The following is a 26,700-nucleotide window of genomic DNA, read 5'->3' as shown; positions in this document are numbered from 1 at the left end:
AACGGTGGCCGGAATGAAATCGGAATGGGTGGCCGGCTTCGTGTCGGAATAGGTGGCCGGCTTCATCGGAATACGCAACTCTTCCGCATTGCGCCCAGCATGTCGCCGAGATGTCCCTTCGACTGCCATTGCGCGCTCGACGTCCCGATGAACGTAGCACCGCAGGAGCGCGCAAGCGCCGATGCGAAGAGCGTCTTGCCGGTCCCGGGAGGACCGCTGAGAAGAAGCCCCGCATCAACATCACGCCATGCGATCTTGCCGACCTTCCAGTCAGCGAGATCAACGACCAGGTTCGCTGCCCAATCGCGCGCCTCGCCGTAGCCTTCCAGGTCTTCCACCAAAGGCTCCCAAGTCATGGTCGCAGGAGCCTTCGAAGCGTCCGCGAGCCTTTCCAAGACGATTTCGATCGGACGTCCTTTTCGCAACGCACCGAACAAGAGGCTTGGAGGATAGTGGCAGAGCCGGCTGGCCGCCTCGCTTGCAATATCGATCTGCCATACATTTTTCGCGGCCGAAATCAGGTGGTTCGGCTTGATGGACCCGACGTCAACGATGCGGTCCAAGGCGATTGCGATCTCAGGCAAAAGCCTGGTTCCTTTCTCGATCAGGACGACAACAGCCGATTTTTGCGCGAGGACTTTCCCTGCGTCTTCTCAATATGTCTCCCCTCGCCTGCCCAATTCAATTGTTGTAACTGCGTAGCGGATCAAAACGCTGGTCTCTCGCAGGACCAGTTTAGCCGCCTCCCGATAGGCTTCCATGTTGGCCCCGGGTGGCAGTACGAGACCGACTGCATGATCGATCTGCCCTTCACTCAGGTAGACACCACACAACCTCAAAGCATTTTTGAGGGCGACGGCATAAGTAGCCGCTTCGAGCGGGGGCTCCCGCTCGGCAGATCTGTTTGACATATTCGCCCCCTACTTCGCCAAGCGCCTGACGACCGTTTCCGGTCCCAGCAGAGCTTCATCGAGGTCGACTTCAAGGATGTTATTGAGGATCATCGTTGCGATTGTTGGCATCGGCTTGCTTTCGCGAACGACAGAGAGGCATTCCGCAAGCGTCAACGTCCCCATTTCTTCCAGCGCCGCGAGAACTCGGATACGGTCGCCCAGCGGTGCGTCATATCCAGCGTAGCGAATGAGATCCTTGGCATTCTGAATCCGGGGCGTGCCGACGAACTCGGAGAAGGACAACGCCAGATAGCGGTAGCCCTGCTTTTCAGCTAACCTGGAAATCCAACCGACGGTGCCGGTATGTCTTTGCCGGATATCCACGAGCAAGGCTTCGTTCTCTGTCTCGACAGCGAAATCGACATAGTGATGTCGGGGATTGCGGGCGCCGGAGTCATTGATGATCGGCTGCGGCATGCAGCGCCATGCGGACACCTTGGGATCCAGGTCCAGCAAGCAGGCATAATCACGCGCTTCCCGCGAACGATAGAGCGGGCGACCGACGCACTTGAGCGTCACAGACGGAAAGAACGGACGGTATTTCGCAAAAACGCAGGCTTCATCAACCGCGACATGAGTGGACTCGGTCTTCATGACCTCACCTCCGACGAATAGCAATCTGGGCGGCACCGGGAACGGTCCCGGGCTCCGTCAGCGTATTCGGAAGGTGGGTGTAAAAGTCTTGCTCATACAGGAACATTTAGTGAACGCCATTCTCGACGTCAACTAGAATTCGGCTCCGAGGTGCGAGCGATTTTTACAAGTCGGGAACCACTAAGGCGTTTATGACGTGAGAAACAGATCCTCTCGTGGATCTCGTGCCTGATGGTCTCGACGATTAAGCTATATGAATCAGTGCGGTAGTCCGAAGCGACCGAAATTCGACACGTCATATCTTGTTGGTTTTGCCGTCGCCGGTTACGGTTTCTCACCGTAGCTGCAGAAATCTCGATCAGGGATTGGGATCGTCATCGTCGGGGATAGGACCAGGGCGGGAGAACAACTCCTCCAGTGTCTTCTTTCCGGGTACGAACGTCACGTCAAATCTGCCGTCGGTGTCGATCAGTCTCTGAGTGCCGCGCGCTTTAGCTGCGTCCAGAACTTCCTGGATGCGGGCCTCGGCCTCGTGTCTCTGCCAATCGGAATCACGCGTCATCTGGGCCTCTCTCGGACGACATCATACTAGCCTACGCAGTATAACGATACGAATTGGATCGCACCTCGATTTTTTCAAGAAGAAAGTTTCCGACCACAGAAAGATGTTAAAGTGCGGACAGACCCTATTCTTTTACTGGATACGGACATCGTCAGCCTAATGGGCCGCGTGAAGCCGCCGCCCGGACTGCGTCCATGGCTTTTGCGTGTCGGCATACATCGTCTCGCACTCTGCTACCCGGTCATAGCAGAACTGCTGCGCGGAGCCCATCTCCGGGTGAAGGATGATCCACAGAGAGCGCTTCTTATCACCAACTGGGTCGATGAGCTCATCTCGATGGTCTTTCCGTTTCCGGAAATGACGACTGCGGTGGCGACAGTCTACGCCGAGATGACATCTGTCCCCGCCCTACGGCACATGTGGACCGTTCAGCGCGGACAAAAAAGCAACAGGCTCGGACACGATTTGATGATATCTGCCGTCGCCATCGTCCATCGGATGCCGATACTTACGGCGAACGTCGATGATTTTGTTGAGATCAACGAGCATTTCCCGCTGCCCGGCTTATACCATCCGATGGAGGCGGAATGGTATGTTGAGCCCGGTTTCGAGGTGCCGCTTCCCTATTTCGATCCAAGCGAGCTCGACCCGCACGAGAAAGCCCTGCCCAAGCTTCTCAGGCCCACTCCCCACAGTTCATTCGAACCCGGAAATGACAAGCAATAGCTCACCGAAGCTCTACTTGTCTGGGTCCTTGGAATTCCACCTCGTTGGCCAGACATCAAGGAACGACCGATTTGGGGCCGATAGCGGTCAGGCAACTCCTGCGACGAAAATAGCGTTAGCCGCCTTCGGTAGCTCCAATGTTCTCGTAGTCCCTCATTATCATTGGTTCCAACGCGAACGGTTTCTCACTCGATTGGTCGGCCCTAGCTCGGTCGAAAGTGACAACATGTAGTTTCCTGCAATCAGTGTCTCATCCGTCCCGCAGCGACAAAAGCCGCCTGAGCTATGCATCCTGCCATTAACAGCGTAGCCCCAGCCGCGAGAGCCGGGTTCTCACCAAATCCGCCCGCCGCGGCGCATAACGCTCCGATCGCCATCTGTACGCATCCGTAGATACCGGACGCTGACCCAGCGACGGAAGGGTCGACTGATAGCGCTTCTGACAACGCCATCGGCGACGCTATACCAACACCAAAGCTGAATAGGATCATCGGCAGCACCACACCGGGAACGCTGAGCCGATCCGCGATCGCAAGAACCAGAAACACAATTGTTCCCAAGCACCCCATCAGGTTGCCGCCGATCAGGAGAGTGCGCGGCGCAATCCTGCCAATCATCCTGCTCGCAGCAAGGCTTCCCATCCAGGTGCCGATAAAGTTGAAGGCAAGGTAGGCGCCGACCTCGTGCGCAGGACGATGCAACTGCTGCACAAAAATGAATGGGGCGGCACCTACGAAGGCATAGATGGCGGTCGTCGCAAAGCCTCCGCCGACCACGAAGCCAATGAAGCGCGGCGAACGGAGCAGCTTTCCATAGCTTTTCAGGAGCGGCGGTGCATCGTTAGCTTTTCGCTCCGCAGTTTCCGGCAGGCGCCGCCAGACGAGATAGAAATTCATAAGGCCCAGCAAACCGAGCGCCACGAAAATGATGCGCCAGCCGGAAACCGCAGCTAGCAGGCTTCCCACCACCGGCGAAAGTCCGGGACCGGCGACGACAATCAGATTCATCGTCGACAGCTTGCGCGCCGCCCCCGAGCCCGTATTGGTGTCCCGGACAATCGCCCTTCCGAGAACAAGTCCGGCTCCCCCGCCCAAGCCCTCGAAGAAGCGCGCCACGATCAGCACGTCGATAGAGGTCGAGGTGAGCGCGAGCAGACTCGCGGCCGTATAGAGAAGCATGCCGAGCATCAGGACAGGCCGGCGCCCGTAAGTGTCGGAGAACGGGCCATAGGCGAGCTGGGCAACTGCGAGCCCGACGATATAGGCGCTCAACGTGAGTTGCGTGGCGCCGGCCGTCGCTTTGAAATGGGCAGCGACCAGCGGCAAAGCGGGCACGAAGATGTGCATCGCCAGCGTTCCCGTGAGAGTGATAAGGGCAAGTAGCCAGAGCGGCACCGCCCTTCGCCCAGACGCAGGGTCGGCCAAGCCATTTTCGGGGTGTGAAACGGTCATTCTCATGCTTTCAGAATAGGTCCTGGCATTCGGCGACGCGGCGGAACGTCCACCGCGCCGTCGAGTTACCTGAGTTACGCCATCACGATCGTCTTCGACTCCATAAAGGCAGTTAAACCCTCGATGCCGCCTTCCCGGCCAACACCTGACTGCTTGAAACCACCGAAGCCAATGGAGAAGTCAGTGCGGGGACCATTGTGACCGACGGTTCCCGAACGAAGCTGCCGGGCCACATGCAGTGCGCGGTCGTGGTCGTTCGTGAAGACCGCGGCGTTGAGGCCAAACGGGCTGTCGTTCGCCATACGGACGGCGCTGGCCTCGTCATCCGCAGGAATGACGCTGAGCACCGGTCCAAATATCTCCTCCTGCGCGATCGACGCGCTGTTGTCGACATTGGCGAATACAGTCGGCTCGAAGAAGAAGCCGCGCGAAAGGTGATCAGGCCGCTTGCCACCAGCCGTCAACGTCGCTCCGTCCGCTATCCCCCGCGCAACAAAGCGCTCGACAGTGTCGCGCTGACGGGCACTGGCCAGCGGTCCCGACATCGTTGCCGTATCGAATGGATCGCCGACGACGGTGTTGCGGGCGATCTCGGAGAGGACTTCGACCATGCGGTCATGCTTTGCGCGAGGCACAATGATGCGGGTCAGGCTGTGGCATATCTGTCCGGTATTGTAGCCGAAGTAGGAGCTACCAAGTATCTTTGCCGCGTCCTCGATATCATAGTCATCAAGAACGACGGCGGGCGACTTTCCGCCCAGTTCCAGCGTCACGCGGGCAATGCGATCCGCCGCGACGGCGGCGATCCTGCGCCCCGCACCGGTGGACCCGGTGAAGGTGATCTTGTCCACATCAGGATTTCGGACCAGTTCCTCCGAAACGTCACGGTCGGCCGTCACGACATTGATCACGCCAGGCGGCAGGCCGATTTCCTCGCAGATTTCAGCAAACATGTAAGCTGAGGTCGGCGCTTCCGGCGAAGACTTAATGACCAGCGTGCATCCGGCAAGCAGGGCTGGCGCCGTTTTGTAGGCCATCAGGCCCGCGGGACCATTCCACGGAATGATCTCGGCGACGACACCGACCGGCTCATAAACCTTGTAGGCGAGGTTGCCGGTGACGGAGCGATGCTCCTCGGTAAACGGAAACGTCGAAGCCATCTGTGCATATTGCCGGAAAGCGCCACTGATGAAGAGGCCGATGCGCGGCTGCGCCACCTTGTAGACGATGCCGGTCTCGATAGACCAGCCGCGGGCGAATTCATCGTTGGCCGCTTCGAGGCGTTCGGCTATCTTTTCGAGATAGGTGCCGCGTTCCGTCGGCGTCATGCGCGGCCAAGGGCCGGTATCGAAGGCTTGCCGCGCGGCAGCGACCGCTTTTTGCATATCGGCCGAATTGGCCTTGGCGACACGGGCGACCGTTTCTTCGGTCGAGCAATCGAGAACCGCGAAGTTTTCGGAACTGGACGGTGCGACCCATTCGCCGCCGATAAAGAACTTGTCCGGGTGCTTGAGTTCGATTGTCCTGGTCATGAATTTCTCCTTTCTATGGTAGGCGCGGTTGTTTATTGGACGCTGGAAACGCATCAGAACGTGAAGACGCCCTTGCCGCCCGCCTGCTTGTTGAAGTTTGAATATGCCTCGGCCGCCTGGGACAGCTTCCATTCGTCGGAGAAGACACGGTCGACCTCGACGCCGTGGTTGGCTATGAAATGCGCACATTCCTTCATGCCGACCTCGGAGAATGTGAAGGAACCCACAAGTGTCCTCTGCCGAGCGATCAGATCCTTCATAACGTCGAGAGTCAGATTGCCTCCAACGGCGATGAGCGCAATGCGGCCCCAGATGCTGGTGCTGCGCACAGCTTGGTTCCGGACCTGCTCATTGCCAGCGCAATCGACGGCGCAGGTTGCACCCTTGCCGCCGGTAAGCTTCAGGATTTCCTCCACAGGATCGACCTTGCCGCCATCGATTGCATGCGCCACCCCGAAGGCCTTCGACCGAGATAGTCGGTCAGTGTTGATGTCGATGCCGAAGACCTCGACGCCCATAGCCGACGCAAGTTGTGCAACCGAAAGGCCAACAGGCCCAAGTCCATAAACCGCCAAAGTGTCGCGAGCGCTGATGTTAAGACGCAGCAGCGCGCCATAGGCAGTACCTGTCCCGCAGGCAACGGCAGCCCCGCCCTTGAAGGACATTTCCGCCGGCAGATGTACCAACGAAGATGCCGGAACTTTCATATATTCGGCATGACCGCCATGCTCGAGCACACCGTAGATACGCGCACCGTTGTCGCAAAGTTGCGTCCAGCCTGTCCGGCAGTGATCGCAGTGGCAGCAACCCGCGTAGTGGAATACCATGACACGGTCACCGACTTTAAATGTGCGGCTATCGATATCCGGACCAAGCGCGACAATCACGCCACAGGGTTCATGTCCGCCGATAATCGGATCGCTGGTCATGCGATCACGCATGCCGAGCATTTCCAGGGATTCAGCCATACCGTGGCGATAGTAGTGAAGGTCCGTGCCGCACATTCCCGATGCCTTCATCTCGATCACGGCCTCGCCGGGACCGGGCAACGGATCGGGAAAATCGAGAAGTGCGACCTCGCACTTTCCTTTGAAAACCATGCCTTTCATCGTATTTCTCCGGGTTGGCGACCAGCTCTCATCGGCGGGAGGCCAAAGTTCAGATGCCTATCCCGGATGACAAATCAGCCTTCCAAAATAGGTGTGTACGCACATAAATATGCGTATCGTGGAAAACCAACAATGCGGGATAGCTTCAAACTGTTTTGAGTGGGGCTTCTTAATTAAACCGGTCGCGGTCGGATCACAGCCTTGGTCAGGCGGGTCGAATGCCCTATAGGTAGCTATGCACATTTTATGGCCCGACCGATCATGACCAAGGAAAAAGAAACTGCCGAAGCCGCGCTGACCATGGCGCTCTCGATCGCAGCCCGAAAAATGCGCAATGTGTTCGACGCCAGAGTGCGGACAAAAGGGCTGACGCTGGCGAAGGCGCGGGCGCTTCAGTATCTCGCCCGGCATGACAATGTCAGCCAGCGGGACCTTGCAAACCATCTTGAGATCGAACACCCATCGGTAGTGCGTCTGCTTGACGGTCTTGCCAAACAGGGACTAATCGTCCGTCGTCCGATGGATGGCGACCGACGCGCCAACCGTATCGAATTGACCGAAACTTCCAGAGAGCTGGTCGCTGACTTGGACAAGATCACGAAAACCATGCGCAAGGACCTGCTCGATGGGCTCGACCAGGAAGCGCTCGCTAGTGCGCTTTCGGTTCTTCAGAAAATTGCCGATCGGGGCGATGCGCTTTTGGGCGGGAAAACCGGTTGACCCGATCCTAACGCGCCAACTGCCGACGCTTTTCGACAAGGAAGTCGACGAAGGCACGAAGTTTGGCCGGCATCTGGTCCCGCGACGGCACGTAGATATTGAATCCCTCGAAAGGCAGGCACCAATCCTCCATAACGCTGACCAATGCGCCGGAAGCCAGATGTTGGCGCACTGCGAAGTCGAGATGCATGATGAGGCCAACCCCTTGAAGTGCAGCCCTCAACATCACGTCATCGTTGTTGGTCGCGAGTGTTCCGACAGGCTGAAACAGCCGCTCTTCACCTGATTTGGGATCCGTCAGTTCCCAACGGAAAACGGCTCCGCTGCTCGATTGACGAAAGCCGAGGCAATTGTGGTTGGCTAAATCCGCGTAATCTTTTGGTGGCGGATTGGAAGCGAAATAGGCAGGAGAACCGACGACCGCCAGGGAAACCGGAGGTGTAATCGGCACGGCAACCATTGTGTCTGTCACGCTTTCGCGCAGACGAATACCTGCATCGCAGCCTTCGCGAACGATATCGCCGAGCCCATCATCGATGAATAGTTCGACGCGCACTTCCGGATACCGACGAGCGAACTCTCCTAGATATGGCTCTATGAAATGATGCGAGACTACGCGAGGTGCATTCAGCCGGATTTCGCCACTCGGCTTTTCCCGCGCATCGCCAACCGCCACAACGGCATGCGAAATCATGGCAAGGCCAGGCTCAACCTGGGCCAGTAGCTTTCTACCGTCGTCGGTCAGGGAGACGGAGCGGGTCGATCGGTTAAGCAGGCGGACACCGAGCTGCTGTTCAAGGGTTCGGATTGCTTGCGACAGGCCCGATGGAGAAATGCCGATCCGGCCGGCGGCACGGGTATAGCTTCCTTCGCGAGCGACTTCGGCAAAGGCAGCGATCGCGGGAAGAAGATTGCGGTCCATCGGCACTCATTATGAATTACAGCTTCAAACTCATTGAAGGATGCCCCTATTTTTCCATGCAGTCCAGAGTATTATGTTGATCTCGCGAAAACAGAACTCATGGAGCAAGACATGACGAAGATCGTGATCCTTGGCGCAGGCGGGCAGATCGCTCGGCATGTGGTCGATATGTTGGCGGAACACGGCGACACGGAACTGACTCTGTTCCTGCGCCATGCAACGAGGCTGGGCCGTAGTATTCCGACCAACACCCGTGTCGTCGAGGGTGACGTTCTCGATACCGGCAAGCTGAAGGAAGCCATTTCCGGTCAGGACGTGGTTTATGCAAACCTCGCCGGTGATGTCGATGCACAGGCACAAGCCATCATCGCCGCCATGCACAACACCGGCGTCCGGAAGCTGATCTTCTGCACCACGCTCGGCATTTATGACGAAGTGCCCGGCAGGTTCGGCGAATGGAATAACCGGGAGATCGGTGACTACATCCCGCCCTACCGCAGGGCGGCTGACCTGATCGAAGCATCGGGGCTGGATTATGCCGTGCTGCGCCCAGCCTGGCTGACAGATGCGGATGAGGTCGACTACGAGACCACTGAACGGAACGAGCCCTTCAAAGGTACCGAAGTCGCACGCAAGAGCGTCGCCGCTCTCGTTGTGAAGCTGGCCAGAGCTTCGGGTGCGCTCGGCAACCGCAACATTGGCATCAACAAACCCAACACGGATGGCGACAAGCCCGCGTTCATGTGAATCAGCCGGTCGACCGGCCGGTAGAAATGCCCACATCCTGAAACCAAGGAGATCGCATCATGGAAACCGTAAAGATCCGCAATTACGATATGTATTGGGATATCGCCGCTGATATCCACTTCCCGCCGAACTTCGACAAGTCAAAGAAATATCCGGCGATCATCAGCGCGCATCCGATCGGAAGCTGCAAGGACCAGACCTCGGGCAACGTCTACGGCGTGGCACTGGCCAAGGAAGGTTTTGTCGTCATCGCGTTTGATGCAAGCTTTCAGGGCGCCAGCGGCGGCGAACCGCGCTTCATCGAGGACCCGACCCTGCGCGTCGAAGACTTCCGCCATGTCGCCGACTATCTGGTGACGCTTCCCTATGTCGATGAGGATCGCATCGGTGTCCTCGGCATCTGCGGTGGTGGCGGCTATTCGATCAATGCCGCCATGACCGAACGGCGCATTAAGGCCGTCGGCACTGTCACCGGCGCGAACTACGGCCGACTGATGCGTGGTAATTTCACCGGCCTCAATCCGATTGGTGCGCTAGAAGCGATGGCCAAGCAGCGAACCGCCGAGGCCCGCGGCGCAAGCCTTCACGTCGATAACCTGCTGGCCAATTCCGTTGAAGAAGCGCGGGCCGCTGGCGTTACCGACCGCGACCCGTTGGAGGCCACAGACTATTATCGGACGCCGCGTGGCCAGAAGCCGAACGGTTTGAACCGCTCGCTCTTGTCCCATCAGGCCGCCGCGGTTGGCTGGGACGCTTTCCATCTTGCGGAAGTGCTGCTGACCCAGCCTCTTTGCGTGGTCGTCGGTGATCAGGTCGGAGCCTTCGGCGCCTATCGTGACGGCTGCGAGATCATCGAGCGGGCGGCGTCGAAGAAGAAGGAACTCGTCGTCGTTGAGGGGTGGTCGCACTACGATCTCTACGACAAGCCGGAGCCGGTCGGACAGGCGCTGGCAAAGCTGATCCCGTTCTACAAGGAAAACCTCTGATTTCTGAGGTCCGTTCACGGATCGCGAGGCATCCGGCGTGGTGCCTCACCAAACACGAAAAGTGGGATAGCACCAATGGCGAGAATGTCTGCCGAGCGTCTTGAAAAAGCGCGCGATCAACTTCAGAACATTGCGAAAGAGGACCTAGAGAAGGTTCGAGCCCTGACCAACATCGTCAAACCCTTACGCAGCTTCATCCATAAGACACCTGACGATCACGGCATGACGGAATGGCTGGATCTGTCCATTCCTTCAGACGACGGGACCCCATTGGAAGCCTGGTACATCCCGGCCAAGGGCGACAACAGCGACAAGCTTGTGATCTTCAACCACGCCTCCCCGATGTGCCGGTCAGGTTTCCCCGGACATTTCGGGCCTCCCTGGAGTTATGTGGATGATGGCGAGATCGACTTTGTTCTGCAGTACAAGCATCTGACTGAGGCTGGCTACAACGTTCTGACCTACGATCTGCGCAACCATGGAAATAGCGGTACTGCCAACAATGGCATTAGCGGCCTGGGTCAATGGGAATGGCGTGACTGCGCGGGTGTCAAAACCTACGTGGACAGCCATTCTGAATTAAGCCGCATGAAGGTCGCGCTCTTTAGCCAATGCCTCGGCGGCATCTCCCAGTATGTGGCGATCGCACGCCGTCCGGATCTATTTGAAAACGTACGTTGCCTTTGCAGCCCGATGATACCCACACCAGAGGGGTTAATCGGTCAAGCCTTACAGCGCATGGGTATTCCGCAATACAAAGAATTAGTAGATCTGGAATTGCTGAAGATGGGTGCCTTTACGGCACATGAGAGCAGCCCGCACCCTCACGCACCTATGGTGAAGATGCCTGTGCTAATGTGGCAAGTTCGCCATGATGCTGCCGTGTCTAATCCCGGCGATGCACAGGGCACCTTCGATTTGCTGAGCAGCCAGGAAAAGGAGATGATTTGGATCGATGGCACCACACAACGCTTCAAGGACGGTTACAACTGGTTCGGTCGCCATCCTGATAAAGTGCTCGCCTTTTTGGATAAGCATATGAGGTAAGTATATGCTTCTGACGGGCTTGCGAGCGCTACGGACGGCAGGATTCTAGCGGCATTGCCTTGCTCGTTCTTGCCGTCGGCGTCATCGTCATCGAGCCGGTCGGACAGGGGCTGTTGAAACTGGTCCTTCTATAGAGCCCCTGATCGTCAGGGCTGGCGGATCGGTTTGGCGATATCTGATGCATCATTCTGCCATGGTCGCTCCGCACGGCGCACTCTTGGATCATGCAACGAAGATTTCAAACAGCTAACATGGATCTGTTGCTTTCGCATCAAACCCGTCATTTGATGGCTCATCCATATAGGGTGGGAGACCGAAGTGATCGATTAGCGGGCGCGAGGCTGAAAATAGAACCCTTTCCATCGACGGACATTTTCACCTTCCCAGCGTCCACCATCAGGAAGGCGGACGACATCGCGCCATTGGTATGACCGGCGAACTTCGAACAGGATAGTTAGAATTTGATCGAATCCATTTCCGGGACAGAAGGACCAGCCTGCTAGACAGCAATGACAACAGAGGCTGGCGATGGCTGAGAAGGCAGACAATATGACGAGCGAGGACCCGGGGGCGCTAATGAAGCGAATCCTGGCGAACCGCAAATCCATTGCCAAAGCCCAATTCGACATGATCGCCAACATCTGCCGGATGCGCTCGACGATGAGTGACGAAGATCTGCGCAGTTTCCTGGTTGTCGAATGCGGCATCCCGCGCAGCGATCTGCCGTCGATCTTCGCCTTCGAGGAGACCCTCGGATCCTTCGAGGCACTCCTGCGCAAGCGTTGCGTCCCATTCCACGTGTTGAAGACGCTGATCGCGACCGATGCCGATACCCGTCAAGCTGCGCTTGACGCTCTTGCAGACGGAACCGATATCGATATTCCAACCGTTGCCAGGCTCCGTCGTTTGACGATCCGCCGCAAGATCGGAGCGAACGCCTATGCCGAACGGGGCCGCCAGCGCGCGATGACGGCCGCGGCTTCAAAGCAGTCGCACCTCCGCGTCCAGGCGCTCGGCGAAAACGTCGCCACGCTCCTATCCGAGATTGACGAATTCACGGAGCGCTTTGTCGGGGAGCCGCCCTGCGATCCGAACGAGGATGTCGTCGACCGGTCCGAGGCATGCATTACCGCGGCCGTTAGATTGAGATCCCACGCAAGGATCGTGCTCCGTGAATTCAAGTCGGTCTATGGCGAGGTGGAACTGCCAGGAAAGGGTGTCGCCGGCTTCAGGAATGGGTCACATCGGCACAAGCTTGCCGCCGCCCATGAATCCCTGAAACGCTTCGCCGATGGGAAGTTTGCGTGGTACGAGAAGTTCAGCGGCTTTGCCTTCGAACATGGGTATCTCTGGCAGACTGAGCTTCAGGACGCCCTCGCCTATCTGCTTCCCTGCGATCTGGAGCCGGATCCGGCGTCTGACGAAAATACTGAAGCCACCAAGCCCTTGAGGTTTTTGGAAATATGTGCGGGTGCTGGCGGGCAAGCGATAGGACTGCTCGGTGCGGGCTTCGAGCCGGCGCGGCTCTACGACATGGATCTCAATGCTACTCGGACCCTGAAAAAGAACTGGACGTGGCCCGTCACCCGAAAGCGCCTGGAGAAGGTTTCGGATCGGGATCTCCAACAATTCCAAGGAATCGATCTGCTTGCCGGAGGCGTGGAGTGCAGGCCGTTCTCTCAGGCCGGGAAACAACTCGGAGCAAACGATAGCAGGAATCTCTTCGATGAGGCGATCCGATATGTGAAGGTCATCAGGCCTCGCGCTTTTTTCTTCGAGAACGTCGAAGGCTTCGCGGACAAGAAGTTCCTCAAATATCGCGCCAGCGTGTTCCAGCGGCTGAAGGCGCTCGACTACCGCATCGGCGTGCACAAGCTGAACGCCCGCGACTTCGGGCTTGCCCAGTCGCGCCCGCGGTTGGTGCTTGTCGGCGTGCACAAGGACGAACCCGGACTGTTCTCCCTGCCGAAGGAGGGAATTACCATCACCATGGGAGAAGCCCTCGCCGACGTGATCTTTCCACATCGCGGGCTGGGTGATGTCGTCTACGACCAGTGGACGGAAAATTGGCTCGCGAATTACGGAAGCAAGGTCTCCACCACGGTCACGTCGAGCCTCTACAAGAACAAAGGCAAGATGAAGCGGAGATGGGAGAACGAACTCGGCTTCGCCATCGACCCGAAGCGCGTCGGTGACGGACCGGCCCCACTCGGAAGCATCGAAGACCCAACAGCCCTTCCCTATCTGACCGTCGATGTTGCCCGGGTGCTACAGGGGTTCCCGCGGGCGTGGAAATTTGAAGGCAAGTCGGACCGTCAGTTCCACCAGATCGGAAACGCGTTCCCGCCGCAAATGTCGAAGGCGGTGGGCCTGGCCATCGAGCGGGCGCTCTCGGGCCGAATGCCAAATTCGATCGAAGCACCACCGCTTGTCCCCTTCAGCGAATCCTTAATCGGCGTGAAGGGCGTGACGCCGAAGGGCTCGACGAGGTTCATGCTGAACGCAATGACGATTGAGGACGTCGAGGAGTTGAGGGACAGCTACGGCACAAAGTTCCCGAACCTGTCGAAGCTTAGGACCCAAGCGAAGAGGAACCGTCGCGCCCGAAAGCGCAATGCGCGCGAATATCAGCAATCCCGACAAAGCGGCGGGCAAGTCATAGAGACTGTCGAGGCTGAGGACCCGTCCACTCCCTGAAATGTTTTCCGATTGCCTTCTGGATCTCCCATGCCGCAGGATGCTCCAGCCGCCTGACCTGCTTCTCGTCTACGTGAAGCAGGCCTACGCCGCTTTCTCTCCACGCGAATCTGACCTCGCGTCCGGCGGCATCCTCGACGGTGAGCGTCTCCACTGTACCATCGGTCGAGAAGGCTATCTCGGGACCATCCGGGCCGCACAGGTCGCTGAACTCCTCATAGGCCATCGCCACTTCCTGCGAGACCTCCCTGTCGCTCTCATGTAATGGAACAAGAACGACTTCCTTCAGATAAACGCCGATCGCGTTGACGAACGAGGCCATGTCGTCCCCCTCAAGGTATTGCCCCTGCTCAAACTGCCTCGGAATGTACCCGAACCATCCTGCATCCCCGAACTTCACCTCTGTATGGATTTCGGCGGTCACCTGTACATCCTCCCACTCCGCCCGGTCCTTGCGTGTTTCGGCTTTGCCCGGGACGTAGAGTTCGACTGGTAGCCTCCAGCCGTCTGGATCGCGCGTCCTGAACACAAGGGTCAGTCCGCCATCTTCGCGCTCTCCACGCATAACGAGATTCCTCTCCTTCAGGATATGCCCGTAGCGCTCCTTCGCCTCGATCATGATCTGCGTGAAATACCCCATGGATTCGACCTTCCTGCTGGTGCGGGAAGGATCCGTTGCACGGACGCAAGGGACAAACCGGGTTGAAAGGATTCGTCGCTTGACGTTCTCTCAATTGTTGACACGAGAACTTAAGAAGAACACTTAACAACATGATATAGCTTCATATTTTTCTGTAGACGCCGCGCCTGCAATCTGCCTTACTGCTCACGCCCGAAGAGGCGCCGGAGGTACCGATGATACAGATATCCATATCCGTGAAGGGTCAGGTCTGACGCTGACGCCATAGGTGCGCCCCGGCACCGCGTGAGGGGAGCTTGATGCTTCCGAACGGGCGACCTCCGAAGAATTTCACTATTTCGAACGATGCAGCCTTAGGTCGGCGGACAAGTTTCCGAGCGTCATTTAGGAACGACATTGTAGCTAGTGACTGCGATGGAGTTTCACGATGTACCCGGCAAATGAAGTCATCCCCCTGCGCCTGCTGGCCTCTGCTGTGGTCTTCGTCATAGCCTGATCTCCCACCGACATTTCCGTCTGATTTCGCCCTGGCATTGCCTGCCGGGAACGCCCACCCGTGCTCTGAAGAAAGATTCGCCGATGCCGACACCAACATGGAACAGATCCGCACGCGATCCGCCCTGAACTGACCTGCGCCGCGCGCGGCGTCTCTCCGAAGTTCAAGAAATGCCGCACTCCGGGCAACTCCGGAGATCGACGGCGCACGTCCGCACTTCACCAAGAAGGATACCCACATGAGCACTGCATCCGACATCTCCATTCAGGTCCTGCCGACGGCTTTCACCAAGGCAGAGATCGAAATCCAGCGTGACTTTGCGCGCAAGTGCATCCGTGCGAAGCGCTTCGAAGACCTCTCGTCGCGTTACATGGCGATGAAAGCCGAATGCCATCACCACGGGCTGCGTGCATGCGATTTTCAGACGTTCCGCAACACGGTCCGCCTCACGCGCCTTGGCACTTCTCGCCGCGTCAACTTGCCTAAATCCTGCTTGCCTATGCAGGAGTACTATTTCGGTCTGCCGACCGAAACCGCGCTCGTTGATGAGCACGACAGTTTTCTGAATCTCTGGCGTCGTCGTTGATCGGGGAGCCAGAACAGGATGACCATCAAAACCAGCTCGTTGCGCACCCAAAAACCCGATGTCATGGACGAGACTCTGCTCCAAGTGCTCCCCGCAGAACTGGACGAGTTCGACCTCGATCTTGTCCGCATCCTCAAGTGGGCGGGAGTGTGGAAGGCGCTCCCGAAGAGACCGCGCCGTCACCTGAAGCCGCTGGCACCACACCAGGTCACCGTCGTGCGCGGGAAGCCAAACATGCCCGACGCTATCCGATCACCGGGAACCGATGCCGCAGCGGCCGAGAACGCCAGTCGGCCGAAACGATCCGCAATCCACTCCAAAACGAGGAAGCCGCATGCTCCATGAAGAAATGACGACCTACTTCACGACTCTGGCCGACTTCCATCCTGCCGTGCTCCGCTGGTCAGCCGATGTTCTACAGGACCATCCGATGCTCGCGACGACCTTCGCGGCTACGTTGAATGTTATCATTCAGCAGACCCAGTTGCTCGGAATCGACGATGAAACGGCACACGAGCTTCTCATTTGCCTGATCGAACATGAAGCAGGACCGGCCCTTCGCCGGCTGGGTATCAGCTTGCCCATCCCCTCGCGCGACCTGTTCTCAACCCTGGCGCACTCGTTTCGTGAAGATGACGAAATCGCAAAAGTCATGCTTCGAGAGCCGTTGATGGCGGAGAAAGGTCCCCTCGGCATCACGCGCAGGTCGCTGTGGGCCGAAGGTTTGAGGGAGCCGGAGGTGTCGCAGAGACTCGCCGAACTCCAGGCGATTGAGCCGCAAATACACTGAGCCCGCTGCTCGACACCGCTGCCCGGTTAGCCTCACCACGCCAAACGGGGCCCGCCCAGCATTTCGAAAGCGATGCCGAAATGCACGCTTTCCGGATAGTCGAACGCACAAGGCGTGGCCATCGCCTCTCCGACGGTCGTCAACGGGAGATCTTCACCCCATGACTCCGCGCGGGCCGCCCCGACCCTAGCACACCCCTCCACCAGACAGCCCTGGCCCGGCCGCACAGCGCGGCCGGCATCAGACACCTGCGTTCAACGGAGCCTTCAATGACCCGCGTCAGACAACTCATCCGCTTCATGAAGGAGCTGGAGTCCGGCTACGACCGGACCCAAATCCCGCTTCCTTCCGATACCGTCTTCCTCAAGCCGGATAATCCGCCTATCTCGGGACGGATTCGGCCCTTCCCGATCGACGTCCACGACGAGGACGAGAACTATGCCGACCTCGTCAGCCTCCCATGGCTTTGGATGCCGACCGAGGAGCCGACGCCCAGCCGATGGTACCCGGCCAGAACGAAGGGCCATTCCCGCGGCACCATTACCAATCCGAAGACACGCTCGGCAATCAGCTACGCCAGTACATACGAGATGAACCTCGCCTATATGCTCTGTGCCTCCAAGCACGTCGCTAAAGTCGAGGATCAGCCCGAAGCCATCATCGTCCCCCGCGACGACGGTGACAAACAACACACCGTCGACTTCCGGGCGACGATGGCGGGCAATGGCTACCGGATCGTCGTCGGTGTGCGACCATCCTGGCAGCTAGACAAGGACGACCTCCGTCACACGATCGAACGGATCAACTCCGGCTCGCTCGCGGGCTTCGCCGACGAGGCGATCATTCTGACCGAACGCGAGATCACCAACGACCGCGGGTGGAACGCAAAGAGCATCCTTCGTGCGCTCAAGGGATCGGTCGCCAACGACAATGCCTGTCTGGCGAACCACGCCTCGAAATTCGACGGAACCGTGTCGCTCATGACGCTGACCAGCATCTTCGATGACTCCGCGGCCGCTTGGAACGCCGTCTGGTGCCTTATCCACGACGAGATCCTACTGCCCAGCCGTCCCGACCTCAAGCTCGTGGATGCCCCCTTCGTCGCCTTCAACCACAACGCCGTATGAAAGGAAAAAACATGGAAACCAACCTTCCCGCCCTCCTCTCGCTACAGCACGGCGCCGTGCTGCCGGTGTTCAACCGCCTTCCCGTCAAGGCCCGCGTTCGTGATCGCGGCATCGACTATTGTGTCCTGTACTGCGACCGAAACGGTGCCGCGCTCCAGCGCATGGATGAGACCCAGGCGACAGTAACCTTCAGCCAGGCCGATATCACGGAGGCACTCAACCGTCCGGGCAATCCGATGACGATCGAGAAGGACTTCTACGCCGAAACGAAGGCCCGCGCACGGTTGAAAGGTGCAGACAAACTCAGCGGTATGAACCCGAGCGATCAGGAAACGATCCTTAAAAGAGAATACTTCGTTCGGTCTTTCTACGAGATGCGGGCCGACTACAGGGAAAAGTGCAGGCTTGCCCGCACGGATAGGATGCCGCTTCCGCCTCGCGTCAGCAAGTCGCGCGACTCCCTTCTGCGGGTGATCCCGCTCATTTCTCTGAAATGGCGTGCCCATCAGTTGGCGAGCTCGCCGAAGGCGACTTACCGGACAAAGGAGAAGACCGTCACCCTCGTTGAACCAACCCCCTCTACGTTGAAGACCTGGATGCAGAAGATGGAGGAGAACGAATTCGACCCAGTCTTCCTCCGAAACCAGTATCGCGACGAGCGTCAGGAGTATTTCACAGCGGACGAGCTCATTCACCTTAACGCTGCGATTGCCGCCGCCTGCTCGCGAACAGATCCCGACCTCGCAAGAATCCATGCCGACATGGTTACCGCCATGGAGGCCGAAAACAAAACGCGCGGTGCCGGCGACCAACTCAGGATTCCGTGCGAGAGCACACTGCGCAATCGGTATGCAGATCTCCCCGAGATGAAGCGCGACCTTGCACACGACGGCAAGGAAGCAGCCAAGCGCAAGTGGCAGCCCGAGCACGGCGGCATCGACGTCGTCCGGGCGGGCGAGCGCGTGGAAGTCGATGATCACGAAACCGACCTCCACACAGTACTGGCGATGATCGGTGTCTGGAAAACGATGTCGAAGACCGAGCGCGCCAAGGTCAAGCGGATCCGCTTGTGGATCTCGGCGGGGATCGACGTGGCAAGCAGAGGCCTGACAGCGCTCTCCGTCAGTGCTCGTCCGCCGTCTAATAAATCGGCAATGACAGTCCTGGAAATGTCGACCCGCGACAAGACCGATATCGCGCGCCGTCTCGGATGCTCAACCGCATGGATTCAGGGTGGCACTATCGAGACTATCGCGGTCGATAGCGCAACGTACTTTGCCAACCGCGCTTTTCGGATCGCGGTGAACGACATGGGCACTGACTTGTTCCTGCCGCCCGCCGGGGAAGCACCCTGGCGAGGCTTCATCGAGCGCTGGTTCCGAACCCTTTCGCACCAGATGTTCAACTATTTCAACGGACGCACGTGGGGTTCCTCTGTCGAAAAGGGCGACTACGACTCCGAAGCCGAGGCAGATATGATTGCTGATCAGGTTGCCGAGTGCCTGCTCCGGTGGGCCATCGACGGGTACCACAACTCGCCGCATTCCGAACTGAACGGGTCCACGCCGCAGAACCGTTGGCTGGAACTCAGCCGGGACTACGGCGTGATGCCCGGCCCGACCGGAGCACTGCGTACGCATCTTTTTGGAACGCACATCAAGCGTACCATCTCGAAAAAGGGCATCCGGAGCGCCGGCTTGCAGTTCCAGAGCAAGGAACTTCAAAAGATTCGCCGAAGGGTCGGCAAAAGTCCGGTGATTGCCCGCATCAACAATCACAACCTGGGCAGCCTCTCCGTATGGACCGAGGACGGCTGGATCGAAGTGCCTTGCGTCCATCAGGATCTGGAGGGTGTAAGCATCTGGCAGTGGCTGGCGGCAACCGAGAAGCTCCGTTTGTTTAATGCCGAGAATGCCAAAGTATCCCGCGGCACCCTCCAGGCGACGTTCCTCTGGCTCAAAAACCAGGCGGAAATGGCTCGTCTTGAAGCCGGCCTGCTAAGCCCCGTGTTAGCCGACGAGGACTACCAGCGCTTCGAGAAGAGCATGGACCGCACATTCGACGTCGTTGAGAGACCGTTCGAAGGTGAATTCCGCCCAGAGGGTGAATGGCACCCGTCCAACGAGCTGTTCGCGGCTCTCGGCATTCACCCCGTTGTCTACGCCGCAAAGAAAAAGTCCGCAAAGGCGGCTCGGGAAGAAGCCGACGCAGGCGGACGTCCGCAGCTCGGCACCATGCCCATGCAGCACGAGCAGGAGCAGGAGCAGGAGGCACATGCGCACGAGCCGAACGAGCCAGTAGACGACGAGACGACGGTCGTTCGCCGCATCACCACCAACATCTTTGAAAACTAGGGAGATTCTCATGGAAATGTTTGACAAGAACCTCGACGCAAAGCGCAGTCAGGCAGCCATCGCCCACGTCCGTGGGCTGATCGGTGACAACCGCGCAGCCATCGCGGACCGGATCGCGGAACTGTACGATAACTACGTGATCCTCGATCGCGACATGCCCCTGCGAGCTGCTTTGATGTCGTCGGTTGCAAGCGTTCTCACCCCTATCACCGGGAGGCCTGACAAGCGGAGGATCGTGGCCGTCACCGGGCGTTCCGGCGCAGGAAAGACCACTGCACTGATGAAGCATATCGAGAGCATTCCTGCGATGCAGTCCTACGTGGACGACGACGGTGTCATGATTCACCCCGTCATCATTGTCGATGCTCCGTCACCATGTACGCCTCGCCTGCTGGCTATCTCATGCCTCGAAGCGCTCGGTCACGCGCCTCCGGAAGGCATCAAGGAGAACCAGGCCTGGCTGCTGTTTCGCCGACTGTTGAAAGTTCACAAGGTCATGTGGGTGTTCATCGATGAGGCCCAGAACGCTATCGAGACTGCCTCTCTCCGCGAGGCAACCGTTATCGGCGACGCATTCAAGTCGCTGACCCAGATGCCAGATTGGCCAGTGAGATTGATCCTTGCAGGCGTGGCGCCCCTGGCAAGCTTCCTCGCGCGAAAGCAGCTCTACAATCGCCGCACCGTCGTTCCCTTCGACACCCTCGATGCAGACGGTACGACGGACCTTGTGAAAAGCATTCTGGAGACGATTGTGCAGGAACACGCTCGCATGGAAATCCGGATCAAACTTGATGACACTGTCGAAGAGGTCGACGAGGAAACGACCAAAACGCGGCAAAGGGAAAAGGGCACGTTCCTCAAGCGATTAATGCACGCCTGTGATGCCGAATTCGGGTCTGTGGTCCAGATGATCCGGGCGGCCGTCGAGTTAGCCATCTACGCAGATCGGGACCATGTCACGATCGATGACTTTGCGAAGACCTACGCCTCCTTCTCAGGTTGCAGGCCTAGCAAAAACATCTTCACCGCCGCCAACTGGGAGGAACTCGACCCCGCAACCGCCCTGCTCCGCGACGACGATCGGGTCTGGGAAGCCGAAAGGCTGAGGTCCAAGGGAAAGAATGCAACCAGGTACGGAGTTCGCCCCCAATGAGCAGGCTTGCCGAATTGCTTCCCTTCCACGCTGGCTACGAAACCGTCGCCAGCTATTTCTCGCGACTTGCGGCGGCATGTGGCTACGAAAACGCCCGCGCCTTCGCCTTCCACCTTCAACTTCAGTTCCAGGGCATCGTTGCCGGACGGGAGAAGGATTTGGAGACCTTCGCCGCAGTTCTGGATATGCCGAAATCGTCGCTCTCTGCGGGAGTTATTCTCGGAGACAAGTACATCTATCAAATCTCAGGTCAGGTGCTCAGCCGGCATGAGATGCAAAGGCTGCGGTTTCGTTTTTGCCCCTTCTGCGTGAGCGAAGACGAACACCGCTGCGGCGGTAGGCGAGGTTTTCGGGCATACGGGCGCCTGCATTGGCACGTTTCCGCTATCCGCACCTGCAAGCGGCACGGCGTTCGCCTCGTCTCGAGTGCCGAACTCGCGAGATCGCCTTTCCAACACGACTTTGCGGCCAACCTTGCCGCGGAATCTTCCAAGATTCCCAGGTCCATGGCGTCCGCTGAAGCTGCGGAACCCGACAATCTTCAGACATATGTCGAGAAGAGGTTGAAAGGCGTCATGGGCGGCACCGACTGGCTTGACTCCCTGCCGCTGTATGTAGCCATCCGCCTTTGCGAAAGCTGCCTTTTGTGTTGATACGGAGGAGACATCATGCGGATAGTGCTGACGGGCAGTTCCGGTCGGGTCGGCCGCGCGATTTTCAGTGCGCTGGCCGGCCGGCACGATGTCACCGGCATGGATCGCTCACCCTTCTCCACCACCCATATCGTCGGCGATTTCGCGAACGAAGCGCACCTGCGCTCCGCTTTCGAACGGGCGGATGCGGTGATCCATACGGCGGCGCTCCACGCTCCGCATGTCGGCATGGTTCCGGATTCTGAATTTCAGCGTATCAATGTCGATGGAACCCGCATGGTCGCGGAAGCGGCAATGGCGGCAGGCGTGGAGCGGCTGGTCTTCACCAGCACCACGGCGCTCTACGGACACGCGGTTTCGGCAGGGTCCTGCACCTTTATTGATGAAGATACGCCGCCTCTGCCGAAAAGCATCTATCACCGCACGAAGCTTGAAGCCGAGCATCTGCTGGAAGAAATGGCCGGTCCACACCTTGCTGTACGCGTGCTGCGCATGTCACGCAGTTTCCCGGAGCCCGCCGACGTGATGGCGGCCTATAGGCTGCATCGCGGCGTCGACGTCCGCGACGTTGCAGATGCTCATGTGCTGGCGCTCGGCAATGCGGGAGAAAATTTCCAGCGCTATATCATATCGGCAGCCACCCCGTTCACCGCTGATGACTGCGACGCCCTCAGCAGGGATGCGCCCTCCGTTCTCCGGCAGCGGAGCCCGGCCCTCGCAGACGCGTTCGCACAACAGGGATGGGCGCTGCCGATGACCATCGATCGGATCTATTCACCCGCCCGCGCCGCAAAGGGGCTTGGCTGGACATCCGGGTTCGGCTTCGAGGAAGTATTGGCTGAGCTTGCCCGGCGCAGCCTGGAAGTCCTGCCTCTAGGCGCCGGCATCAGCAGAAAATCCGAGTAAACGCCGGCCTTATGCCGCAACATCCTCGCGAACCCCGAGAATACGGTCGATCAATCCCCACTCCAGAGCCTGTTCCGCCGTCATGAAAAAATCCCGGTCCATGGCCGCTTCGAATTTTTCATAGCTGTGTTTGCAATGCTCGGAATAAAGCCGCGTCATGCGGTGCTTGGTCAGCCGCATCTCCTCGGCATGGATCAACATGTCCGAAGCCTGCCCTTGAAAGCCGCCCAGCGGCTGGTGAATGTGAATGCTGGCATTGGGAAGCGCCGTGCGCTCGCCCGGTTCACCCGCCATCAGCAGAAATGACCCCATGGAACGGGCCGTTCCCATGCAGAGTGTATGAACAGGCGCGCGGATGTAATGCATGGTGTCATACATTGCCAGGCCACTGGTCACTACACCGCCCGGCGAATTGATATAGAGATGGATCGGCTTCTTCGGGTTCTCCGCCTCCAGAAACAGCAATTGCGCGCAGACCAGCGCTGAAACCGTATCGTTGACCTCTCCGTTGAGGAAAATGATCCTTTCCCGCAGCAGGCGGGAATAGATGTCGAAAGACCGTTCTCCCCTTGAGGATTGTTCGACGACCATGGGGACGAGTTGCATCGCTTCGCGCATCGGCGAACTCCTGTCGTTTGAAAATGTCGGGAAACGTGCCGGTCAGGCGGCGAGCTTGATCGGCGAACCGTTATGGTTTGCGGCGGCCTTTACCATCCGGCCGGGCTTGATGGCGGGAATGTCATGAATGATCCGCAGGCTGGTGCCGCCACGGTCATTCGATGCGATCGTAAAGGTTACGGTGCTTTCCAGAAACGGCGGATTATCGTCGCGCAGCCTGTAGCGCACCTCCTCGCCGGGCTTGCTATCGATTGCTTCCGGTTCCGCCAGAGCCTCTGCCGGCAACCATATGGCGCGAAACGCCGGAATGCTGATCGCCCGCCACACCTTCTGCGGCGGCTCGTCGAGATCATATTCAAGCTCGATGGCATCAGGAGATTCCGGCTTTTGCACGTTCATTGATCCATATCCTTCAGCAGCAGCTTCAGAGCTTCGATACGCTGTGGCCAATAGGCGCGGTATTTGCCAAGCCACGCCGCAATGCGCGTCAACCCGTCCGGATCGACCTCATAATTGACGAAACGGCCCTGTCGCCTTTCCACCACAAGCCCGGCCCCGCGCAGCACCGAAAGATGCTGTGACATGGCCGGCTGGCTGATGTCGATGCCTTCGCGCAGCGCGGAAGCATTCATGGCGCCATCCGCCAGCTTTTCGAAAATGGCACGGCGCGTGGGGTCAGCCAGCGCCCGGAAAATATCATTCTCAGTCATGACCAACACATAAGCACGTACTTATGTGATTCGCAAGCCCCAGCCCATTCACGAACACCATATTTTTCGCTCCCGCATTACCCGTGGCAATGAACGCTTTACCCCCTCGCGCGTTTGCATCCCGCCTGATAATCTTCGGGCCGGGAGCGATAAAAACAAGTGACTGCATTTACGGCCTTCATCATCATTCTTCTCATCCTCATTGGGCCGAGCCTGTTTGTCGTCATCGGTAAGCAGCGGGAAAAGGCCATTCCCAAACGCCCCTCCACCGCCCTTCCCGTTGTAGAAGATGAAACGGCGCTGGACCGCCACTGGCAGTCGATCCGGAACGGCTGGAACGAGAAGAATGCGCTTTGCCTGCTGCATTCCAACCTCGATGCCTTTGCCGTGCGTGTGGCCGCGGCACGCGCCGCCGGGCGCAGTCTCGATCTTATGTACTACATGTGGAATGCCGACCTGACCGGACGGCTGATGATGCGTGAAGTCATCACCGCCGCCGATCGCGGCGTGCGCGTGCGCCTGCTTCTCGACGACCTCGGCGTCTCCATGTCCGACCGCATCTTCCATGCCATCGACAGCCATCCCAATATCGAACTCAGGCTGTTCAACCCCACCCGGGCACGGGAAAACATCCTGCATCGCAGCCTCGAACTGGTGCTGCGCTTTCGAAGCGTCAACCGGCGTATGCACAACAAGGCATGGATTGCCGATGGGCGGGCGGTGATCGTCGGCGGTCGCAACATCGGTGACGCTTATTTCGATGCCGCCGAGCGGGCGAATTTCCATGATTTCGACATTCTCGGTTTCGGCAGGATCGTTGGCGACGCCACTGAAATCTTCGACGATTATTGGAACAGCGCCGTTTCCGTGCCGGTGCGCTCGCTGCTGGCACGCAGACCGAACAAGCTTGCCCGACTGCGGCGCGAACTGGACGCCTTGCCGCAAAGTGAAGCCGCCAAACCCTATCTCGAGCGCGTCGAGAGCCAGTACGGCCGCGATCATTTCCTGATGTCGGACCGCCTGCACTGGGTTGATACCGCAGATGTGCTGGCCGATCCGCCGGAGAAAGCGGCTGGAAAACGCCGCAAGGGCCACAATTTCCTGATGGAGAGCCTGTTGCCGCTGATGCAGGCCGCGGGCCAGAGCCTGCACATCACCTCCCCCTACTTCATTCCCGGCAAACAGGGCGTGGAGATATTCCTCGATCTTGCAGAACGCGGCGTGTCTCTCGCCATCCTCACCAATTCCTTGGCCGCAACCGATGTCGCCGCCGTTCACGCCGGTTATGCCCGTTATCGAAAGCCGCTTCTGCTGGGCGGGGTGCGTCTGCATGAATTGCGCTCGCAGGCAGACCAGGGCAGCTTCACCCTGCGCGGTTCGGGACAGGCGAGCCTGCACACCAAGGCCTTCACCCGCGACGGCAAGACTGGCTATATCGGCTCGCTCAATTTCGATCCGCGCTCCGCCTCGCTCAATACGGAAATGGGCGTTGTTTTCAATTCGCCACTGCTGGTGGCCCGCATGGACGAAATATTCGCCGAAGAAATCCGCCGAACGATGAGTTTCGAGCTGGACGTCGATAGCGGCAACCGCATCGTCTGGATGACGGAAGAACAGGGCCGGCCGAAGACCTACCGGCGCGAACCGGACGCGGCCATCAGCCGGCGGATCATCGCCGGCATCATGCGTTTCCTGCTGCTTGAATCACAGCTTTAACGAAGAAGGCCGCGCTCAGGCGGCCGGCCTCACTCCGGCCCTGGCCAGCTGTATCTGCACCAGCGTATCGAGGTTCTGGTTGACGCGGCAGTAGAACTCCTCGTCGATGAAGGGCCGCAGCATGAAATCATTGCCGCCCGCCTTCAGGAACCGCGCCGACAACAGCCGGTTGGTGGAAGACGACACGCCGATGATGCGCAACTCATGCGACCCGCGCACGGTGCGGATGCGCCGCGTCAGTTCGAAACCATCAATGTCAGGCATGTTGTAGTCGGTCACGACGAGGCCGATATCGGGACTGGCCTTGAGGATTTCCAGTGCCTTCGCGCCGCTGTCGGCAAGACTGACGCGGAAATTGTAGCGCTTGAGGCGGCTCGACAGCAGCGCCCGCGCCGTTGGGCTGTCATCAACGATCAGCACGTGGTGGCGGTGGTTGGTGAGGAACCGGCAGACCGATTCCGTCAGCATGTCCACCGCGAAAATATTGTCCTTCAGAATATAATCAACCACATCCTTGGCGATCAGCGTCTCGCGCGTCGCCTCATGGAATGTGCTGGTAAAAACGATGGTCGGGATCGAAAGATCGATCAGATATTCCAGCGCCTCACCCTTTTCCGCCCCCGGCAGGTTGATGTTGGAAATCGCCAGCGTCACCGGTTCTGGAGAATGTTCGTAACAGGCCTGCAACTCTTCAAAAGAGCGGCATACCTCCACGGAAACGCCCAGCATTTCCTTGAGCCGCATACTCACCATCTGGGTGAATACGTTGCTGTCTTCCGCCAGCAGAATGCGATTATTGGTGAAAGGCACGCCCGAATATTGCATGCCCGTAATGCCGAGAAAATTCATCCTGTCCCAGTCCCCCATCGTCCTTCAGGGGAAAATAGCAGCGGCGTTTTGCAGAA

At 58.6% G+C, this 26,700-nt stretch carries 27 protein-coding genes; 15 read left to right on the top strand and 12 right to left on the bottom strand.

Features of this window, described 5'->3' with window-relative positions; all coding sequences use genetic code 11:
• Positions 1 to 62: 62 nt before the first annotated feature.
• The 3 genes from AKG12_RS31065 to AKG12_RS17790 all read right to left on the bottom strand — a co-directional run bounded on the left by AKG12_RS31065 (position 63) and on the right by AKG12_RS17790 (position 2,109).
• Positions 63 to 563, bottom strand: coding sequence for an AAA family ATPase (locus tag AKG12_RS31065; protein ID WP_285277759.1), 501 nt, complete (start codon positions 561 to 563; stop codon positions 63 to 65).
• Positions 564 to 920: 357 nt separating this feature from the next.
• Positions 921 to 1,547: a hypothetical protein gene (locus tag AKG12_RS17795; RefSeq protein WP_052819839.1), complete on the bottom strand. Its 627-nt coding sequence runs from the start codon at positions 1,545 to 1,547 to the stop codon at positions 921 to 923.
• 358 nt (positions 1,548 to 1,905) lie between these two features.
• Positions 1,906 to 2,109 (bottom strand): hypothetical protein, encoded by a 204-nt coding sequence (locus AKG12_RS17790; protein WP_052819837.1) that lies wholly within the window; start codon positions 2,107 to 2,109, stop codon positions 1,906 to 1,908.
• A gap of 111 nt (positions 2,110 to 2,220) precedes the next feature.
• Between AKG12_RS17790 and AKG12_RS17785 the strand changes: the two genes are divergently transcribed.
• Positions 2,221 to 2,835, top strand: a complete 615-nt coding sequence (locus AKG12_RS17785; protein WP_082178913.1) for a PIN domain-containing protein — start codon at positions 2,221 to 2,223, stop codon at positions 2,833 to 2,835.
• 242 nt (positions 2,836 to 3,077) lie between these two features.
• Here AKG12_RS17785 and AKG12_RS17780 read toward each other — a convergent pair whose 3' ends face one another.
• From AKG12_RS17780 to AKG12_RS17770, 3 genes are all read right to left on the bottom strand, one after another.
• Entirely contained in the window at positions 3,078 to 4,286 is a 1,209-nt protein-coding gene (locus AKG12_RS17780; protein ID WP_052819834.1) for a multidrug effflux MFS transporter, read from the bottom strand.
• Positions 4,287 to 4,360: 74 nt separating this feature from the next.
• Positions 4,361 to 5,818, bottom strand: a complete 1,458-nt coding sequence (locus AKG12_RS17775) for an aldehyde dehydrogenase (RefSeq protein WP_052819833.1) — start codon at positions 5,816 to 5,818, stop codon at positions 4,361 to 4,363.
• 53 nt (positions 5,819 to 5,871) lie between these two features.
• On the bottom strand, positions 5,872 to 6,927 hold the full coding sequence (locus tag AKG12_RS17770; protein ID WP_052819832.1) for a zinc-dependent alcohol dehydrogenase family protein: 1,056 nt from the start codon (positions 6,925 to 6,927) through the stop codon (positions 5,872 to 5,874).
• A gap of 261 nt (positions 6,928 to 7,188) precedes the next feature.
• On the opposite strand from AKG12_RS17770, the gene AKG12_RS17765 reads away from it, so the two are divergent.
• The gene (locus AKG12_RS17765; RefSeq protein WP_052819879.1) at positions 7,189 to 7,647 is read left to right on the top strand and encodes a MarR family winged helix-turn-helix transcriptional regulator; all 459 of its coding nucleotides are present in this window, start codon (positions 7,189 to 7,191) and stop codon (positions 7,645 to 7,647) included.
• Between the two features lie 7 nt (positions 7,648 to 7,654).
• Here the strand turns inward: AKG12_RS17765 and AKG12_RS17760 are convergent, their stop codons facing one another.
• Complete coding sequence (locus AKG12_RS17760; protein WP_082178911.1) at positions 7,655 to 8,569, bottom strand: LysR family transcriptional regulator; 915 nt, start codon at positions 8,567 to 8,569, stop codon at positions 7,655 to 7,657.
• Positions 8,570 to 8,680: 111 nt separating this feature from the next.
• Here AKG12_RS17760 and AKG12_RS17755 point away from each other — a divergent pair, with 111 nt between their 5' ends.
• The 4 genes from AKG12_RS17755 to AKG12_RS17740 all read left to right on the top strand — a co-directional run bounded on the left by AKG12_RS17755 (position 8,681) and on the right by AKG12_RS17740 (position 14,046).
• Complete coding sequence (locus tag AKG12_RS17755) at positions 8,681 to 9,316, top strand: SDR family oxidoreductase (RefSeq protein ID WP_052819875.1); 636 nt, start codon at positions 8,681 to 8,683, stop codon at positions 9,314 to 9,316.
• A gap of 59 nt (positions 9,317 to 9,375) precedes the next feature.
• Positions 9,376 to 10,302, top strand: coding sequence for an alpha/beta hydrolase (locus tag AKG12_RS17750; RefSeq protein WP_052819830.1), 927 nt, complete (start codon positions 9,376 to 9,378; stop codon positions 10,300 to 10,302).
• A gap of 75 nt (positions 10,303 to 10,377) precedes the next feature.
• Positions 10,378 to 11,349 (top strand): alpha/beta hydrolase family protein, encoded by a 972-nt coding sequence (locus tag AKG12_RS17745; RefSeq protein ID WP_052819829.1) that lies wholly within the window; start codon positions 10,378 to 10,380, stop codon positions 11,347 to 11,349.
• Between the two features lie 528 nt (positions 11,350 to 11,877).
• Positions 11,878 to 14,046, top strand: a complete 2,169-nt coding sequence (locus tag AKG12_RS17740) for a DNA cytosine methyltransferase (RefSeq protein ID WP_082178910.1) — start codon at positions 11,878 to 11,880, stop codon at positions 14,044 to 14,046.
• Here AKG12_RS17740 and AKG12_RS17735 read toward each other — a convergent pair.
• Positions 14,006 to 14,686 (bottom strand): hypothetical protein, encoded by a 681-nt coding sequence (locus AKG12_RS17735; protein WP_052819827.1) that lies wholly within the window; start codon positions 14,684 to 14,686, stop codon positions 14,006 to 14,008. The genes AKG12_RS17740 and AKG12_RS17735 overlap by 41 nt on opposite strands.
• 734 nt (positions 14,687 to 15,420) lie before the next feature.
• On the opposite strand from AKG12_RS17735, the gene AKG12_RS17730 reads away from it, so the two are divergent.
• The 8 genes from AKG12_RS17730 (at position 15,421) to AKG12_RS17695 (ending at position 22,751) form a co-directional block, all read left to right on the top strand.
• Positions 15,421 to 15,768: a hypothetical protein gene (locus AKG12_RS17730; RefSeq protein WP_052819826.1), complete on the top strand. Its 348-nt coding sequence runs from the start codon at positions 15,421 to 15,423 to the stop codon at positions 15,766 to 15,768.
• Positions 15,769 to 15,786: 18 nt separating this feature from the next.
• Positions 15,787 to 16,113 (top strand): hypothetical protein, encoded by a 327-nt coding sequence (locus AKG12_RS17725; RefSeq protein ID WP_052819825.1) that lies wholly within the window; start codon positions 15,787 to 15,789, stop codon positions 16,111 to 16,113.
• Entirely contained in the window at positions 16,103 to 16,558 is a 456-nt protein-coding gene (locus AKG12_RS17720; RefSeq protein WP_052819824.1) for a hypothetical protein, read from the top strand. Before AKG12_RS17725 ends, AKG12_RS17720 begins: the two co-directional genes overlap by 11 nt.
• A 269-nt stretch (positions 16,559 to 16,827) precedes the next feature.
• Positions 16,828 to 17,685: a hypothetical protein gene (locus AKG12_RS17715; protein ID WP_052819823.1), complete on the top strand. Its 858-nt coding sequence runs from the start codon at positions 16,828 to 16,830 to the stop codon at positions 17,683 to 17,685.
• A gap of 11 nt (positions 17,686 to 17,696) precedes the next feature.
• Positions 17,697 to 20,039, top strand: coding sequence for a TnsB C-terminal domain-containing protein (locus tag AKG12_RS17710; RefSeq protein ID WP_052819822.1), 2,343 nt, complete (start codon positions 17,697 to 17,699; stop codon positions 20,037 to 20,039).
• A gap of 10 nt (positions 20,040 to 20,049) precedes the next feature.
• On the top strand, positions 20,050 to 21,192 hold the full coding sequence (locus AKG12_RS17705) for an ATP-binding protein (RefSeq protein ID WP_052819821.1): 1,143 nt from the start codon (positions 20,050 to 20,052) through the stop codon (positions 21,190 to 21,192).
• A complete protein-coding gene (locus tag AKG12_RS17700; protein WP_052819820.1) occupies positions 21,189 to 21,845 on the top strand; it encodes a TniQ family protein in 657 nt (218 codons plus the stop codon). The genes AKG12_RS17705 and AKG12_RS17700 overlap by 4 nt, the downstream gene beginning before the upstream one ends.
• Before the next feature lie 15 nt (positions 21,846 to 21,860).
• Entirely contained in the window at positions 21,861 to 22,751 is an 891-nt protein-coding gene (locus AKG12_RS17695) for an NAD-dependent epimerase/dehydratase family protein (RefSeq protein ID WP_052819819.1), read from the top strand.
• A 9-nt stretch (positions 22,752 to 22,760) separates the two neighbouring features.
• Here AKG12_RS17695 and AKG12_RS17690 read toward each other — a convergent pair whose 3' ends face one another.
• Genes AKG12_RS17690 through AKG12_RS17680 form a run of 3 tightly spaced genes read right to left on the bottom strand, consistent with a single transcriptional unit; the run spans position 22,761 to position 24,079 of the window.
• Positions 22,761 to 23,369, bottom strand: coding sequence for an ATP-dependent Clp protease proteolytic subunit (locus AKG12_RS17690; RefSeq protein WP_046800055.1), 609 nt, complete (start codon positions 23,367 to 23,369; stop codon positions 22,761 to 22,763).
• 42 nt (positions 23,370 to 23,411) lie between these two features.
• Positions 23,412 to 23,768 carry an SRPBCC family protein gene (locus AKG12_RS17685; protein ID WP_052819818.1) on the bottom strand — a complete coding sequence of 119 codons (357 nt, stop codon included), beginning with the start codon at positions 23,766 to 23,768 and terminating at the stop codon, positions 23,412 to 23,414.
• Positions 23,765 to 24,079 carry an ArsR/SmtB family transcription factor gene (locus AKG12_RS17680; protein ID WP_052819817.1) on the bottom strand — a complete coding sequence of 105 codons (315 nt, stop codon included), beginning with the start codon at positions 24,077 to 24,079 and terminating at the stop codon, positions 23,765 to 23,767. Before AKG12_RS17680 ends, AKG12_RS17685 begins: the two co-directional genes overlap by 4 nt.
• 159 nt (positions 24,080 to 24,238) lie before the next feature.
• Here AKG12_RS17680 and AKG12_RS17675 point away from each other — a divergent pair, with 159 nt between their 5' ends.
• Entirely contained in the window at positions 24,239 to 25,795 is a 1,557-nt protein-coding gene (locus AKG12_RS17675; RefSeq protein ID WP_052819816.1) for a phospholipase D family protein, read from the top strand.
• Positions 25,796 to 25,810: 15 nt separating this feature from the next.
• Here AKG12_RS17675 and AKG12_RS17670 read toward each other — a convergent pair whose 3' ends face one another.
• Complete coding sequence (locus AKG12_RS17670; protein WP_046800051.1) at positions 25,811 to 26,644, bottom strand: response regulator; 834 nt, start codon at positions 26,642 to 26,644, stop codon at positions 25,811 to 25,813.
• Positions 26,645 to 26,700 lie beyond the last annotated feature (56 nt).

The sequence above is a fragment of the Agrobacterium sp. SUL3 genome, assembly GCF_001263295.1.
GTDB classification, from domain to species: Bacteria; Pseudomonadota; Alphaproteobacteria; order Rhizobiales; family Rhizobiaceae; genus Agrobacterium; species Agrobacterium tomkonis.
Note: the sequence above shows the minus strand (reverse complement) of the source record. Positions and strands in the feature narration are given on the sequence as shown.

Bases quoted from the DNA above. Each gene is read 5' to 3' on its own strand.
- AKG12_RS17670 (WP_046800051.1), bottom strand. From the start codon at position 26,644: ATGAATTTTCTCGGCATTACGGGCATGCAATATTCGGGCGTGCCTTTC.
- AKG12_RS17775 (WP_052819833.1), bottom strand. From the start codon at position 5,818: ATGACCAGGACAATCGAACTCAAGCACCCGGACAAGTTCTTTATCGGC.
- AKG12_RS17795 (WP_052819839.1), bottom strand. From the start codon at position 1,547: ATGAAGACCGAGTCCACTCATGTCGCGGTTGATGAAGCCTGCGTTTTT.
- AKG12_RS17730 (WP_052819826.1), top strand. From the start codon at position 15,421: ATGAGCACTGCATCCGACATCTCCATTCAGGTCCTGCCGACGGCTTTC.
- AKG12_RS17780 (WP_052819834.1), bottom strand. From the start codon at position 4,286: ATGACCGTTTCACACCCCGAAAATGGCTTGGCCGACCCTGCGTCTGGG.
- AKG12_RS17765 (WP_052819879.1), top strand. From the start codon at position 7,189: ATGACCAAGGAAAAAGAAACTGCCGAAGCCGCGCTGACCATGGCGCTC.
- AKG12_RS17715 (WP_052819823.1), top strand. From the start codon at position 16,828: ATGACCCGCGTCAGACAACTCATCCGCTTCATGAAGGAGCTGGAGTCC.
- AKG12_RS17745 (WP_052819829.1), top strand. From the start codon at position 10,378: ATGGCGAGAATGTCTGCCGAGCGTCTTGAAAAAGCGCGCGATCAACTT.
- AKG12_RS17740 (WP_082178910.1), top strand. From the start codon at position 11,878: ATGGCTGAGAAGGCAGACAATATGACGAGCGAGGACCCGGGGGCGCTA.
- AKG12_RS17710 (WP_052819822.1), top strand. From the start codon at position 17,697: ATGGAAACCAACCTTCCCGCCCTCCTCTCGCTACAGCACGGCGCCGTG.
- AKG12_RS17700 (WP_052819820.1), top strand. From the start codon at position 21,189: ATGAGCAGGCTTGCCGAATTGCTTCCCTTCCACGCTGGCTACGAAACC.
- AKG12_RS17705 (WP_052819821.1), top strand. From the start codon at position 20,050: ATGGAAATGTTTGACAAGAACCTCGACGCAAAGCGCAGTCAGGCAGCC.
- AKG12_RS17725 (WP_052819825.1), top strand. From the start codon at position 15,787: ATGACCATCAAAACCAGCTCGTTGCGCACCCAAAAACCCGATGTCATG.
- AKG12_RS17735 (WP_052819827.1), bottom strand. From the start codon at position 14,686: ATGGGGTATTTCACGCAGATCATGATCGAGGCGAAGGAGCGCTACGGG.
- AKG12_RS17685 (WP_052819818.1), bottom strand. From the start codon at position 23,768: ATGAACGTGCAAAAGCCGGAATCTCCTGATGCCATCGAGCTTGAATAT.
- AKG12_RS17695 (WP_052819819.1), top strand. From the start codon at position 21,861: ATGCGGATAGTGCTGACGGGCAGTTCCGGTCGGGTCGGCCGCGCGATT.
- AKG12_RS17790 (WP_052819837.1), bottom strand. From the start codon at position 2,109: ATGACGCGTGATTCCGATTGGCAGAGACACGAGGCCGAGGCCCGCATC.
- AKG12_RS17755 (WP_052819875.1), top strand. From the start codon at position 8,681: ATGACGAAGATCGTGATCCTTGGCGCAGGCGGGCAGATCGCTCGGCAT.
- AKG12_RS17690 (WP_046800055.1), bottom strand. From the start codon at position 23,369: ATGCGCGAAGCGATGCAACTCGTCCCCATGGTCGTCGAACAATCCTCA.
- AKG12_RS17750 (WP_052819830.1), top strand. From the start codon at position 9,376: ATGGAAACCGTAAAGATCCGCAATTACGATATGTATTGGGATATCGCC.
- AKG12_RS17760 (WP_082178911.1), bottom strand. From the start codon at position 8,569: ATGGACCGCAATCTTCTTCCCGCGATCGCTGCCTTTGCCGAAGTCGCT.
- AKG12_RS17770 (WP_052819832.1), bottom strand. From the start codon at position 6,927: ATGAAAGGCATGGTTTTCAAAGGAAAGTGCGAGGTCGCACTTCTCGAT.
- AKG12_RS17720 (WP_052819824.1), top strand. From the start codon at position 16,103: ATGCTCCATGAAGAAATGACGACCTACTTCACGACTCTGGCCGACTTC.
- AKG12_RS17680 (WP_052819817.1), bottom strand. From the start codon at position 24,079: ATGACTGAGAATGATATTTTCCGGGCGCTGGCTGACCCCACGCGCCGT.